At 70.4% G+C, this 12318-nt stretch carries 13 protein-coding genes; 3 read left to right on the top strand and 10 right to left on the bottom strand.

Features of this window, described 5'->3' with window-relative positions:
* The first annotated feature begins 41 nt into the window (after positions 1-41).
* Positions 42-1331 (top strand): DUF6716 putative glycosyltransferase, encoded by a 1290-nt coding sequence (locus tag ABZ848_RS14510; RefSeq protein WP_360830647.1) that lies wholly within the window; start codon positions 42-44, stop codon positions 1329-1331.
* 50 nt (positions 1332-1381) lie between these two features.
* Positions 1382-2065, top strand: coding sequence for a hypothetical protein (locus ABZ848_RS14515; RefSeq protein ID WP_360830650.1), 684 nt, complete (start codon positions 1382-1384; stop codon positions 2063-2065).
* On the opposite strand, the gene ABZ848_RS14520 is transcribed toward ABZ848_RS14515, so the two are convergent.
* The 7 genes from ABZ848_RS14520 to ABZ848_RS14550 form a co-directional block, all read right to left on the bottom strand.
* Positions 2030-2689: a TetR/AcrR family transcriptional regulator gene (locus ABZ848_RS14520; protein WP_360830653.1), complete on the bottom strand. Its 660-nt coding sequence runs from the start codon at positions 2687-2689 to the stop codon at positions 2030-2032. The two genes, ABZ848_RS14515 and ABZ848_RS14520, sit on opposite strands and share 36 nt — an antisense overlap.
* A gap of 72 nt (positions 2690-2761) precedes the next feature.
* Entirely contained in the window at positions 2762-3070 is a 309-nt protein-coding gene (locus tag ABZ848_RS14525; RefSeq protein WP_360830656.1) for a DUF4229 domain-containing protein, read from the bottom strand.
* An 89-nt stretch (positions 3071-3159) separates the two neighbouring features.
* Positions 3160-3684 carry a GNAT family N-acetyltransferase gene (locus tag ABZ848_RS14530; RefSeq protein ID WP_242777964.1) on the bottom strand — a complete coding sequence of 175 codons (525 nt, stop codon included), beginning with the start codon at positions 3682-3684 and terminating at the stop codon, positions 3160-3162.
* A 16-nt stretch (positions 3685-3700) separates the two neighbouring features.
* The gene (locus ABZ848_RS14535; RefSeq protein ID WP_360830659.1) at positions 3701-4339 is read right to left on the bottom strand and encodes a UdgX family uracil-DNA binding protein; all 639 of its coding nucleotides are present in this window, start codon (positions 4337-4339) and stop codon (positions 3701-3703) included.
* A 21-nt stretch (positions 4340-4360) separates the two neighbouring features.
* Positions 4361-5524, bottom strand: a complete 1164-nt coding sequence (mqnE, locus tag ABZ848_RS14540; protein ID WP_360830662.1) for an aminofutalosine synthase MqnE — start codon at positions 5522-5524, stop codon at positions 4361-4363.
* Positions 5525-5565: 41 nt separating this feature from the next.
* Complete coding sequence (locus tag ABZ848_RS14545) at positions 5566-6021, bottom strand: Lrp/AsnC family transcriptional regulator (RefSeq protein ID WP_242777970.1); 456 nt, start codon at positions 6019-6021, stop codon at positions 5566-5568.
* A gap of 62 nt (positions 6022-6083) precedes the next feature.
* A complete protein-coding gene (locus ABZ848_RS14550; protein WP_360830665.1) occupies positions 6084-6764 on the bottom strand; it encodes a UbiX family flavin prenyltransferase in 681 nt (226 codons plus the stop codon).
* A 92-nt stretch (positions 6765-6856) separates the two neighbouring features.
* Here ABZ848_RS14550 and ABZ848_RS14555 point away from each other — a divergent pair, with 92 nt between their 5' ends.
* Positions 6857-7462, top strand: coding sequence for a rhomboid family intramembrane serine protease (locus ABZ848_RS14555; RefSeq protein ID WP_360830667.1), 606 nt, complete (start codon positions 6857-6859; stop codon positions 7460-7462).
* Positions 7463-7473: 11 nt separating this feature from the next.
* Here ABZ848_RS14555 and ABZ848_RS14560 read toward each other — a convergent pair whose 3' ends face one another.
* The 3 genes from ABZ848_RS14560 to ABZ848_RS14570 all read right to left on the bottom strand — a co-directional run bounded on the left by ABZ848_RS14560 (position 7474) and on the right by ABZ848_RS14570 (position 12308).
* Positions 7474-9840 carry an NACHT domain-containing protein gene (locus ABZ848_RS14560; RefSeq protein WP_360830670.1) on the bottom strand — a complete coding sequence of 789 codons (2367 nt, stop codon included), beginning with the start codon at positions 9838-9840 and terminating at the stop codon, positions 7474-7476.
* 114 nt (positions 9841-9954) lie between these two features.
* Positions 9955-10857: a menaquinone biosynthesis prenyltransferase MqnP gene (gene mqnP / locus ABZ848_RS14565; protein ID WP_360830673.1), complete on the bottom strand. Its 903-nt coding sequence runs from the start codon at positions 10855-10857 to the stop codon at positions 9955-9957.
* Positions 10854-12308 (bottom strand): menaquinone biosynthesis decarboxylase, encoded by a 1455-nt coding sequence (locus ABZ848_RS14570; protein ID WP_360830676.1) that lies wholly within the window; start codon positions 12306-12308, stop codon positions 10854-10856. The genes mqnP and ABZ848_RS14570 overlap by 4 nt, the downstream gene beginning before the upstream one ends.
* Positions 12309-12318 lie beyond the last annotated feature (10 nt).

Here is a 12318-nt window from a genome sequence, read left to right on the forward strand (position 1 = left end):
AGACCCAGCCGGCGTTCAGGGGCCGTTCCTAGCCTCCGGGCATGTCTCACAGACGCATCGCCGTAGTCGCGGACTCCGACACCCGCTGGAAATGGGGCGCCTCGGTGGCGCGGCAGCTCGCCCCGGAGCACGCGCTGGACGCCGTGTTCCTGCGGGGCCGCTCCACGCCCACCGAGCGGCAGCTCGCCGAGGTCGGCATCGAGCCCGACACGCGCCGCGAGGCGACGGTCGCCGAGCTCACCGGCGACAAGGAACTGGCCGCCGCCGACCTGGTCGTCCTGGCCGTCGCCGGCGGCACGGTCCTCGCCCTCACCCACGCCCTCGGGGCGGCCTGGGAGGGACGCGAGCGACGACCGATCACGGTGAGCGGATACGTCGGGGTCGTCTACGAGAAGATGGTCGACGGACTGCTGACCCGCGCGGGCACGGACATCGTCCTCGCCAACTCGGCGTACGACGCGGCCCGTTTCGCCCGCGCCTTCGACTCGGTCGGCGTGGACCCGGAGTCGGTGGTGGAGTGCGCCCTGCCGTTCCTGACCGGCGAGCCCCACCGGCCCTCTCCCGACCGGCCCTTCACCGTCACCTTCGCCGTGCAGCCCTCGGTGCCGAAGGATCGGAGCGCCCGGCTGCACCTCCTGGAGCGGGCCGCCAGGCACGCCCGCCGTCATCCCGACCGCGAGGTGCTGGTCAAGCTGCGCAGTCTGCCGGGCGAGCAGACCACGCACGTCGAGGCGGACCCGTACCAACTCCTGGTCGAGCGGCTGTCCGAGCCCGCCCCGGACAACCTCCGGCTGGTCTACGGCAACATGGCCGAGGTCCTCGACCGCACCGACCTGCTGGTCACCGTCAGCTCCACGGCCGCCCTGGAGTCCATGCACCGCGGCATCCCCACGGCGATCCTGACCGACTGCGGCGTCCGCGAGGCGCACGGCAACCACTACTTCCTCCACTCCGGCTGTCTCGCCTCCTGGGACGACCTCGACGCGGGCGCGCTGCCGATGCCGCGTCCCGAATGGGCGGCGGCACAGGGCATCGGCAGGACCGACCCCTACGCGGCGGCCCGCGCCCGCCTCGCCGAGCTGCGCGCCCTGCCTCACCTGCCGCCCCTGCGCCCGTACTACACCACGAGCTCGGCCGGCCCCTACCTCCTGCCGATCCTCACCCGCCACGGCCTCGACGAAAAGGGAAACCCCATGCCGGCAGCCACTCCGGCCGCCACCGGCGGCGTACGCGGCGCGGTCCGCACGGCGGCCCGCCGCGGCGCGAAGAGGCTGTACCGAGTGGGCCACCGGAGAGTGGCACCGGCACTGCGCCGCTGGGGGTCGGTGTGACGGGGCGTGGCGCTTCGGCGGGTGCCGTCACGCAGGTGGCCGCCGGGGTCGTGACGGGTGGGACCGGGTTCGCGGTGGCCGACTCCGTCCGTGGGCTGCTGGAGGTGTTGGAGTGGGGTGAGCGGGACGGGTCGGGGTGCGAGGTCGCGGTGGTGCTGCCGCGTCACGCCCGGACTCGGGAGCAGCTGTGGTGCACGGCACGGCTGGCCCGGAGCGAGGGGGTACCGGTCGGGTTGTACGGGTCGACGCTCGCGCTCGCTCCTCGGCTGGCCCGGGCCGGGCGGGTCGTCCTAGGGGCGTCCTGTTCGCGAGCGTTGCGGCTGCTGGTGGCGGCGGGGGCGCGGGACGTCGTCGAGGCGCGCGGGCCGGGACACGGCTGGCTGCGGCGGCGGTTCGGGCTCCCCGACGTGCTGTCCGGCACCGATCTCGTGGGCGCACCGGGCGTCCCCGTGGACGAGGTCGCCACGCTCGCCCACCGGCTCAACGCCGAGCGCTACTTCGCCCACCCCCGCGAGAGCGACCAGCGCCTGCGCCGACTGGCCGCACGGGGCGGGCTGGACGTCGTACGGCCCGAAGCGGCCCTGGAGACAGAGCTGTTGCGCGGCCCGGTGGCGTCCCGCCTCGTCACCCTGCGCCCCGCCCCCGCTCTCGCGTCGCTGCTCGCGGGATGCGGCGTGGACGTCGTCGACGCGGCCGCGTCACCGGACGGACTGCTCCGCCTCCTGCGGGGGTGACCAGGGCCGCCCCTCCATCAGGTTGCCGAGCCCGGCCCAGGCGAAGTTCATCAGGGTGGCCGCGGCCTGCCGCGCGGTGACGCCGGGCGTCGCGTTGGCCCACGCGGCCAGCGACTCGGCGGCGCCCACCAGCGCCTCGGCGAGGCCCGCGACCTCGCGCTCGGGGAGGTCGGGGTCGCGGTGGGCCTCCCGCGCGGCGACCGCGATCAGCTCCGTCACGAACGCGACGATCTCCTCGCGCATCGCCGTCACCTCGGCCGCGAAGGGCTCCCGGGTTCGGGCCTGGAGGTGCAGCACCGCCCAGCCGTCCGGGTTCCGGCCGGTGTGCGTGAAGAACGCCCGCAGCCCTTCCCAGAGTTGGCGGTCGGCGGGCAGCTCCGCGTGCACCCCGGCCCGCACCGCCGCGACCAGCGCCTTGGCCTCGCGCCGGATGCAGGCCGTGAACAGGTCTTCCTTGGAGTTCAGGTACAGGTACACCAACGGCTTGGACACGCCCGCCAGTTCGGCGATCTCGTCCATCGACGCGGCCATGTACCCACGCTGACCGAACGTCCGCACGGCGGCATCCAGCATCTGCTGCTCACGGACCGCCCGCGGCATCCGCTTGGTCTTCACGGCACCCATGCGGCACAGCGTAATTGCGCCGGGGCGTGTGCAACCCCCTCAAGGCCCCCTCAAGGGGCCCGCGATGCCCGTTTACGAGGCCTGCGGAGCCTGTCCCTGCGAGCGGGCCGCGTCGTCCGCGCCGTCCTCCTGGGCCGCGCTCGCCTCGAAGCCGGCCTTGATCCGGTCGACCCGCTGGACGACCTTCACCGAAGCGCGGTCGCGCTCCTTGCGCAGCACGACGAAGCTGATCGGGGCGGAGATCACCAGCGCCAGCAGGACGAGCCACATGCCGTTGGAGGCGCCGTAGCCGCGCGGGACGATGCCGGAGTAGACAAGGCCCCAGACGACCACGAAGCAGCCCGCGAAGATCCCGAGGCGCATCAGCGTGTAGCGGAGCATCTCAATCCACTCTTCCGTCAACGGTACGAACATTCCCAAAGGGCATCGTCCAGTGAAGCACGCCCGGCACCCGATCTTGAAGGCGGGGCTCAGCCGAGCGGCAGCAGCATGATCACGTCGTCGCGGTCGTCGCCGGGCGCGACACGGATCGCGCCGGGTATCCGGCCGACCTCCTTGTAGCCGCAGGAGCCGTAGAACCGCTCCAGGCCGAGCCCGCCGCGGCAGGTGAGCCGGATCGCCTCGACGCCGTCGAGCCCGCGCGCGGCGTCCGCGGCGGCGGCCAGCAGGTCACGGCCGTAACCCTTGCCGTGGTGCGAGGGGTGCACCATCACCGTGTAGAGCCACACCCAGTGGGTCATCAGCCGGTGCGTGTTGAAGGCGATGAACGCGGTCGCGGCCACCCGCCCGTCCTCGTCGTGCCCGACCACCAGTCTGGTGCGGCCCTCGCTCATCCCGACCAGGTGCTTGAGCAGCTCCGGCCGGACCGTCTCGCGCGTGACCGGCGGTACGAAGCCGACGGCACCGCCCGCGTTGGAGACGTCCGTCCACAGGTCGAGGACGCCGTCGCGGAGCTCGGGAGTGACGGCCGGGTCGAGAGTGAAGGTAAGGGACACGTGGTCATAGTAACCATTACGACAGAACGCGCGCGGCCGTTTCGAGATCCGAGACCAGCCCCCGGTACGCGGCCTCCCGGTCGTCCGCGCGCAGCACGGACGAGGGGTGCACGGTGGGCACGAGCCGCTCCCGCCGCCCGTGGATCTCCTCCTCCAGCACGCTCCCCCGCACCTGCGTGACCCGGAACGACGACCCCAGCAGCGCCTTCCCGGCGGTCGCCCCGAGCACCACGATCAGCTCCGGCTCCACGACGGCCAGCTCGGCGGCCAGCCAGGGCCCGCAGGCCGTCATCTCCCGCAGGCTCGGCGCCTTGTGGATACGGCGCTTGCGGGGCTCTGCCCGCGTGAACTTGAAGTGCTTGACGGCGTTGGTGACGTACGCGTCGACGGGGTCGATGCCGGCTTCCGCCAGCGCGCGGTCGAGGAGCTTTCCGGCGGGGCCCACGAAGGGCTTGCCCTGGCGGTCCTCCTGGTCGCCGGGCTGCTCGCCGACGAGCATCACGCGCGCGTGGGCGTTGCCTTCGCCGAAGACGGTCTGGGTGGCGTCCCGGTGGAGGGGGCAGCCGTGGCAGTCCGCGGCGGCCCTGCGGAGCGCCGGAAGGCCGCCGCGCTGCGGAACGAAGGGTTCGGCGGTGTACTCGTCCTCGGCACTCATGCCGGACGAGTACCCCCGGTGTCAGACCCGCATCGGCTGCGGCGACTCCCTGCGGGCGGGGTCCGGACCGTCGTACTCCCGGATGATCTCGTACCGCGTGTTGCGCTCCACCGGCCGGAAGCCAGCGTCCCGGATCAGGTCCAGCAGGTCCTCGCGGGTCAGCTTGTTCGGCGTGCCGAAGTTGTCCGCGTCGTGGGTGATCTTGTACTCGACGACCGAGCCGTCCATGTCGTCGGCGCCGTGCAGCAGGGCGAGCTGGGCCGTCTGGACGCCGTGCATGACCCAGAAGACCTTGACGTGCGGGACGTTGTCGAAGAGGAGCCGGGAGACGGCGAAGGTCTTCAGGGCCTCGGCGCCGGTGGCCATCTGGGTTTGGGCCTGGAGGCGGTTGCGGACCTTGCCGTCCTTCATGTCCACGAAGTCGTGCTGGTAGCGCAGCGGGATGAAGACCTGGAAGCCGCCGGTCTCGTCCTGGAGCTCGCGCAGCCGCAGCACGTGGTCGACGCGGTGGCGCGGCTCCTCGATGTGGCCGTACAGCATGGTGCACGGGGTCTTCAGACCCTTCTCGTGCGCCAGCCGGTGGATGCGGGACCAGTCCTCCCAGTGCGTCCGGTGGTCCACGATGTGCTGCCGGACCTCCCAGTCGAAGATCTCGGCGCCGCCGCCGGTCAGCGACTCCAGTCCGGCGTCGATGAGCTCGTCGAGGATCTCGGACGCGCTGAGCCCGCTGATCGTCTCGAAGTGGTGGATCTCGGTGGCCGTGAAAGCCTTCAGAGAGACGTCCGGCAGGGCGGCCTTCAACTCCCGCAGGGAGCGCGGGTAGTAGCGCCACGGCAGATTGGGGTGCAGCCCGTTGACGATGTGCAGCTCGGTGAGGTTCTCGCTCTCCATCGCCTTGGCGAGCTTCACCGCCTCCTCGATGCGCATCGTGTACGCGTCCTTCTCCCCCGGCTTGCGCTGGAAGGAGCAGTAGGCGCAGGAGGCGGTGCACACGTTGGTCATGTTGAGGTGCCGGTTGACGTTGAAGTGCACCACGTCACCGTTCTTACGGGTCCGCACCTCGTGCGCCAGCCCGCCCAGCCAGGCCAGGTCGTCCGACTCGTACAGCGCGACGCCGTCCTCACGGCTCAGCCGCTCACCGGCCCTGACCTTCTGCTCCAGCTCGCGCTTGAGCCCGACGTCCATGGGGTCACCTTTCTCCTACGACAGCCTGTCCCACCGTACGGCTACGCCTCTTCGGGCAGTGCTCCGACCCGGTTCTCCCACTTCGTGGAGAGGACGATGGTGGTGCGGGTGCGGGAGACGCCCTTGGTGCCGGACAGGCGGCGGATGGTCTTCTCCAGGCCGTCCACGTCGTTCGCCCGCACCTTGAGCATGTACGAGTCGTCGCCCGCGATGAACCAGCAGTCCTCGATCTCGGTGAGGTCCTTCAGCCGCCGGGCCACGTCCTCGTGGTCGGCCGCGTCGGAGAGCGAGATGCCGATCAGCGCGGTGACGCCGAGGCCGAGCGAGGCGGCGTCGACGGTGGCGCGGTAACCGGTGATGACACCGGCCGCCTCCAGCCGGTTGATGCGGTCGGTGACACTGGGTCCCGACAGGCCGACCAGGCGCCCCAGCTCCGCGTAGGAGGCCCGGCCGTTCTCCCTCAGGGCCTGAATGAGCTGCCTGTCCACCGCGTCCATGCGATTCGTTGCCTTCCGCTGAAAAGTTCCCGAAGTGATGAGAGGTACTGCGACATGCCGGGCTACTCGGCGTCCCCGCCGCCCAGTTCGCCCTTCCAGCGCCGGTACAGCGTGTGCTCGACGCCCGCCGCGTCGAGGACGCGTCCGGCGACGAAGTCCACCAGGTCCTGGATGTGGGTGGCGCCCGCGTAGAAGGCGGGCGAGGTGGGGACCACGGCGGCGCCCAGGTCGTCCAGGGTCACCAGATGACGCAGGGTCTGGCCGTTCAGCGGGGTCTCCCGTACGGCCACCACGAGCGGGCGGCGCTCCTTGAGCGTGACGCTCGCCGCGCGTTGCAGCAGGTCCTTCGACAGGCCGAGCGCGACACCCGCCACGCACGCGGTCGAGGCCGGCACGATCAGCATGCCCTTCGTGGGGTACGACCCCGAGGACGGGCCCGCCGCCAGGTCGCCGGCGCTCCAGTACCGGACCCGGTCGAGCTCCGCCTCGTACACGCCAGGCTTCCCGTCGGCGCCCCGGGAGAGCCATTCCCGCAGGTCGTCCTGCCAGTGGGCGTCCCGGAAGGAGATCGCGGTCTCGTCCAGGAGGGTGAGCCGCGAGGCCCGGCTGACGACCAGGTCCACGCTCTCGCCGGCGTCGAGGAGAGCGCGCAGGACCGATGCGGCATACGGGGTGCCGGAAGCGCCGGACACCCCTACGATCCAAGGCGTACGCCGCGTCTCTCCTGGCTTGACTGGGTTCACGACACCGAGCCTATCCGGCGACGGAGGGTGGGAACCGGTCGAGGGGGTCTGGCCGTTTCACCAACAGGCGAGTGTGTCGTCGGGGGGTTGCCATGACAGGTACCGGACTTGAGTTCTCGCGCGGCGAGCGCGCGAAGGCCGCGGCCAAGCTGATGGTGGGCTGGGTCGCGCTGCTGTGGCTGCTGGAAGTGGTGGACGTGATCAGCGGCCACGCGCTGGACGGCCTGGGAATCACCCCGCGCGAACCCTCCGAGCTGGTGGACGTCGTCCCGGCCGCGTTCATCCACTTCGGCTTCGCCCATGTGGCCGCGAACAGCATTCCGCTGCTGGTCATGGGCTTCCTGGCGGCGCTCGGCGGGCTGCGCCGGTTCGCCGCGGTCTGCGCGGTGATCATCGTGGCGGACGGTATCGGTGTGTGGCTCATAGCCCCGGCGCACACCAACACCGCGGGCGCCTCCGGCCTGATCTTCGGCCTCTTCGGATACCTCCTGATCACCGGCTTCGTGGAACGCCGCCCGCTGGGCATCGTGGCCGGCCTGCTGGTCGGCGCGGTCTGGGGCGGCGCGATACTGGCGGGCCTCGCTCCCACGCAGTCGGGCGTCAGCTGGCAGGCGCATCTGATCGGCCTGGTCTCGGGCGTGGCGGTGGCGTTCTGGTCGGGCCGCCGCCGCACGCCGGCCCGCGCGATTCAGGGCTGAGGCCGCGTTCCTCACTCGCCCAGACGTCTTCTGCCGTCCTTGACGACGTCCTGCTCGACACCGGGATCGCGCCAGGAGAACGTGACCGTGCAGGGCTTCTTGTCGACCCTGCGGAGTACGACGGTGACCTGCCCCCGGTCGAACTCGATGGCACGAGGGATTCGAGCGGCCGAACTCGCCTCGCGTTTCCCGTCGGCCACGGCAAACGGATCGAGCCGGACGCCGTCAATGGTCAGGACGACTTCGACGGTCGCGCCGGCACACCCTCTCGTTGCAAGCTCTCCGTGGAGCGAGACGACGGTCAGCGTCCATTGCTGCTCGTTGTAGAGTTCCGTGCGGCGGACCGAACCCGGGGGAAGACGCCAGGTGAGGGAGTCCGTCCTCCAAAAGCAGGACTCTCCCCCCCAGCACATCGCACTGCGCACCTCTTCGGCCCTGTCACCGGAGTGATAGGCCAGTCCTCCTCCCGTCGGGGCCGTCACGGCAAGCATCGCCGCGATTCCCCCGGCTACGGCAAGCGTGCGAAACGCCCTGCTCAAGGCCGAGGCGAACGGCAACGCGAGGTGTTTCAGACGGCGCACTCCCGGTTCGGACGCCACGGGCTCCTGTCCGGCCGGGAAGGCGGCAGCGGCCGGACCGGACGACGAAGCGCCGCTCAACCGCCGTTGCAGACGCACGTGCCTGAACTGATGCGCCGCGCCGGTCTCCCGCAGCACTCCGCGCGCGTGGGCGTCGTCGAGGAACTTCATGAGCCGCCAGGGAAGCCTTCCCGTCACGGCGAGGAGCGCGTGCGACAGCCGGTAGGTGCCCCAGGTGGATCCGAGAAGCGTGGCAAATCCGAAAGCGCCACCCACTCCGTACGGCAGCGAGCTGCCCGCCCCCGTTCCGAACTCGGCGGTCAGCAGGGCGTGTACGGCCGTAGCGGTTCCCACTGCGACGACCACGGCCGAGGTCCAGGCCATGTATTTGTACTGGCGCAGCGTGTGTCTCGGTCTTCGCCCCTCTTCGATGTAGACCCGGGTCGCCTGGCGACGAGGCAGCACATAGGCGGCGGCACCGAAAAAGCCCATGAGAACGCCCACGAACACGCCTATCGCGTCGTACAGCTTGAAAAGCGGCCAGCCCCAGGTGCAGCCGCTGACGACGCCGTAGAGCAGTCCTGGGATGCGGGGGTCGATCTGCCACCACGCGAAGTCGAGGGTGCCGGCTCTTCGCATCTGACGGGCCAGATATGCGAGCCACCGCCCAGCCTGCTTCGGCCGGTATGTTCTGCCGTTGTCGGGTTCCTGGGAGTAGACGGTCGGGACGTACCGCTTCAGCAGGTGCCCCTCCAGAGCCGCGGGCTTCCCGAACCTCTTCGGGTCGAGAAGTTCCCGCGGGTCCCTTTCGGGTGAGTCATAGGCGGTACGGGCCAGATACAGCATCAGCGGGTTGGCCAGCACCTCTGCCAACGGTGCTCGGGGCCGGGCCCGGAGTTCCTCGAACACTTCCGCCCAGTGGCTGCCGCTCTCCGGGTACGAGCCGAGGAGGAAGTCGTGCGCCGCGTCGAGCCGTACCGGTTCGAGTTCCACGACGGCGGCCTTGGTGAAGAAGCGGTTACTGTCTTCGACGAGGGCCTGGTACTCGTCGCCCCTGCAGGTCACGACGAGGTGGGCGTCACCGATGGCCTCCTGGTCGATGGCCTTCACCGCCTGGGCGCGCACCGGCGCGGGCAGCTCGTCCAGTCCGTCCAGGACCAGCATCACCCGGTGGTCGTCGAGCAGTCGTTCCACGGCCCCCGGCCGTAATCGACTCCTCCGGGCACGAGGCGAGCGGTGCTCGACCAGCTGGATGACCTGCCGGACGATCCATGCCCGCAGGTCCACACCGGGGCGCCAGGACGACAGCGGCAGCAGCACGGGCACCGGCTCGTCCGGCCGCCGCGATTCCAGCCACTGCCAGGTGAGCAGCAGCGCCGCCACGCTCTTCCCGGTGCCGGGCTCGCCCAGCACCACCAGCTGACGGCGACGCAGTCCGCGCACCAGCTCCGCAATCCGGGTGACATCGCCCTTCAGCTCCAGCCGCGCTTCGCTGCCCTCGCTCTGCCCGGAGACCGAGGGCAGCAGCACGTCGGCCCTCGCCTGGACGCGACGCCGGGTCGTCGACAGGGTGACGCGAATCGGGCTGGGGTTCTCCAGTGCGCGCGCCTGGACCTCTCTCCTGATCCAGCGATGAACCCGAGCGGCCAGTTCGTGTTCCGCGTCTGTGGAGGCAGCACCGTTGACGATGGTCCGGTAGTCGTTGTTCTGGGTGCCTTTGCCGAGGACAGGGCCGTGGAACGTGCTCGCCCGGCCGTCGACGTGGTCCCCCGCAGCAGACGGTGACGGCTCATCGGACATTGCGGACCCCCGCCACGCCCCGCCTCGCGTAGTCCACCTCGCCTGCCTCATTGCCGTTCCCGAGCCCGAGTCGGTCCCGATGATAGGAGGCGGCGCGAGGTGGTCGCTCCGGCTTCACACCGTGAGGCCGCGCACCAGCAGATCCAGCAGCGCGCACACGAACAGGGCGATCCCGATGAAGCCGTTGACGCTGAAGAAGGCGCGGTTGAGGCGGGACAGGTCGTGCGGGCGGACGATGTTGTGCTCGTACACGAACGCGGCCGCGACGATCATCAGGCCCACCCAGAAGAAGCCGCCCGCGTCCGTGGCGACGGCGTACCAGACGAGGAGGGCCATGGTCAGGGTGTGGCAGACGCGGGCGCCCCAGATCGCCGCCGGGATGCCGAAGCGGGCCGGGACCGACATGACGCCGATCTCGCGGTCGGTCTCGACGTCCTGGCAGGCGTAGATCAGGTCGAAGCCGCCGATCCAGATGCCGACGGCGAGGCCCAGCAGCACCGCGTCCCAGGACCACTCGCCGGTGATCGCGAGCCAGCCGCCGACCGGGCCCATGGCCTGGGCGAGTCCGAGGATGGCCTGCGGGAAGTTCGTGAACCGCTTGCCGTAGGGGTAGATCACCATCGGGATCACGGCGACGGGCGCGAGCGCGAGGCAGAGCGGGTTGAGCAGGGCCGCCGAGCCGAGGAAGACGACGACCGCGATCAGCGCGCCGGTCCACGCATGCTTGACCGACATCGCGCCGGTGACCAGCTCGCGGTGCGCGGTGCGCGGGTTCCGGGCGTCGATCTCACGGTCGATGATCCGGTTCACCGCCATCGCGAAGGTGCGCAGGCCCACCATGCAGATGGTGACGAGGAGCAGGCGTCCCCAGTGGATGTTCCGATCCCACTCGAACATCGCGGTGAGCGCGGCGATGTACGCGAAGGGCAGGGCGAAGACCGAGTGCTCGATCATCACGAGCCGGAGGAACGCCTTGGTGCGTCCTGGCTGCGGGATCGCGGCGGAGGCGCTGCTCATGAAAGGCCGTACTCCTTCCAGCGGCGGTCGACCTTCGCCGCCGTATCGGGGTCGGACAGGACCATGTCGGGCCAGCCGCCGTCGCGCGTGTAGCCCTCCTCGGGCCACTTCTTCGTCGCGTCGATCCCCGCCTTGCCGCCCCAGAACTGCTGGTAGGAGGCGTGGTCGAGATGGTCCACCGGTCCCTCGACGACGCTGAGGTCACGGGCGTAGTCCGTGTTGCCGAGGGCCCGCCACGCGACCTCGTGGAGGTCGTGGACGTCGCAGTCGGAGTCCACGACCACGATCAGCTTCGTCAGGGACATCATGTGTGCCCCCCAGACAGCGTGCATCACCTTTTGGGCGTGCTTGGGGTATTTCTTGTCGATCGAGACAATCGCGCAGTTGTGGAAACCGCCCGCTTCGGGCAGGTGGTAGTCCACGATGTCCGGCACGATGATCTTCAGGAGGGGGAGGAAGAAGCGCTCCGTCGCACGGCCGAGGGGTCCGTCCTCCGTCGGGGGGCGGCCTACGACGATCGACTGAAGCAGCGGCCGCTTCCGCATCGTCACGCAGTCGATCTTCAGCGCGGGGAAGGGCTCCTGCGGGGTGTAGAAGCCGGTGTGGTCCCCGAACGGGCCCTCGGGCAGCATCTCCCCCGGCTCCAGCCACCCCTCGATCACGACCTCCGCCTGCGCCGGGACCTGGAGCGGCACGGTCTTGCAGTCGACCATCTCGATCCGCTTGCCCGCGATGAACCCGGCGAAGAGGTACTCGTCGATGTCGCCGGGGAGGGGAGCCGTGGAGGCGTAGGTGACGGCCGGGGGACAGCCGAAGGCGATGGCCACCGGCAGCCGCTCGCCCCGCCGCGCCGCGACCTGGTAGTGGTTGCGGCTGTCCTTGTGGATCTGCCAGTGCATGCCGATGGTGCGCCGGTCGTGGCGCTGGAGCCGGTAGAGCCCGAGGTTCCGGATGCCGGTCTCCGGGTCCTTGGTGTGGGTGAGCCCGAGGTTGAAGAAGGAGCCGCCGTCCTGCGGCCAGGTGAACAGGGCGGGCAGCGCGTCCAGGTCGACGTCGTCCCCGGTGAGGACGACCTCCTGCACCGGGGCGTCCTTCACCTTCTTCGGCGGTACGTGCGTCATCGCGCCGAGCTTCCCGAACGCCTCGCGCACCCCGACGAACCCGTGCGGCAGCTCGGGCCGCAGCAGCCCGCCGATCTTCTCGGAGATCTCCTCGTACGACTTGAGCCCGAGGGCCTTGAGCAGCCGCCGGTCGGTCCCGAAGACGTTCATCGCGAGGGGCATGGCAGAGCCCTTCACGTTCTCGAAGAGCAGCGCGGGGCCACCGGACTTCTGCACCCGGTCGACGATCTCCCCGACCTCCAGATACGGGTCGACCTCGGCCTTGACACGCTTGAGGTCGCCCTCGCGTTCCAGTGCCCTGAGCAGGGAGCGAAGATCGTCGTAAGCCATGCGTCCCAGT

This window comes from Streptomyces sp. NPDC047081, from assembly GCF_040643775.1.
Taxonomy (GTDB): Bacteria; Actinomycetota; Actinomycetes; order Streptomycetales; family Streptomycetaceae; genus Streptomyces.

What these genes read in the sequence shown, in the direction of transcription:
- ABZ848_RS14520 (WP_360830653.1), bottom strand. Translation starts at nt 2,689, where the DNA reads ATGGGTGCCGTGAAGACCAAGCGGATGCCGCGGGCGGTCCGTGAGCAG.
- ABZ848_RS14560 (WP_360830670.1), bottom strand. Translation starts at nt 9,840, where the DNA reads ATGTCCGATGAGCCGTCACCGTCTGCTGCGGGGGACCACGTCGACGGC.
- mqnP (WP_360830673.1), bottom strand. Translation starts at nt 10,857, where the DNA reads ATGAGCAGCGCCTCCGCCGCGATCCCGCAGCCAGGACGCACCAAGGCG.
- mqnE (WP_360830662.1), bottom strand. Translation starts at nt 5,524, where the DNA reads ATGGACGTCGGGCTCAAGCGCGAGCTGGAGCAGAAGGTCAGGGCCGGT.
- ABZ848_RS14545 (WP_242777970.1), bottom strand. Translation starts at nt 6,021, where the DNA reads ATGGACGCGGTGGACAGGCAGCTCATTCAGGCCCTGAGGGAGAACGGC.
- ABZ848_RS14570 (WP_360830676.1), bottom strand. Translation starts at nt 12,308, where the DNA reads ATGGCTTACGACGATCTTCGCTCCCTGCTCAGGGCACTGGAACGCGAG.
- ABZ848_RS14555 (WP_360830667.1), top strand. Translation starts at nt 6,857, where the DNA reads ATGACAGGTACCGGACTTGAGTTCTCGCGCGGCGAGCGCGCGAAGGCC.
- ABZ848_RS14535 (WP_360830659.1), bottom strand. Translation starts at nt 4,339, where the DNA reads ATGAGTGCCGAGGACGAGTACACCGCCGAACCCTTCGTTCCGCAGCGC.
- ABZ848_RS14525 (WP_360830656.1), bottom strand. Translation starts at nt 3,070, where the DNA reads ATGCTCCGCTACACGCTGATGCGCCTCGGGATCTTCGCGGGCTGCTTC.
- ABZ848_RS14510 (WP_360830647.1), top strand. Translation starts at nt 42, where the DNA reads ATGTCTCACAGACGCATCGCCGTAGTCGCGGACTCCGACACCCGCTGG.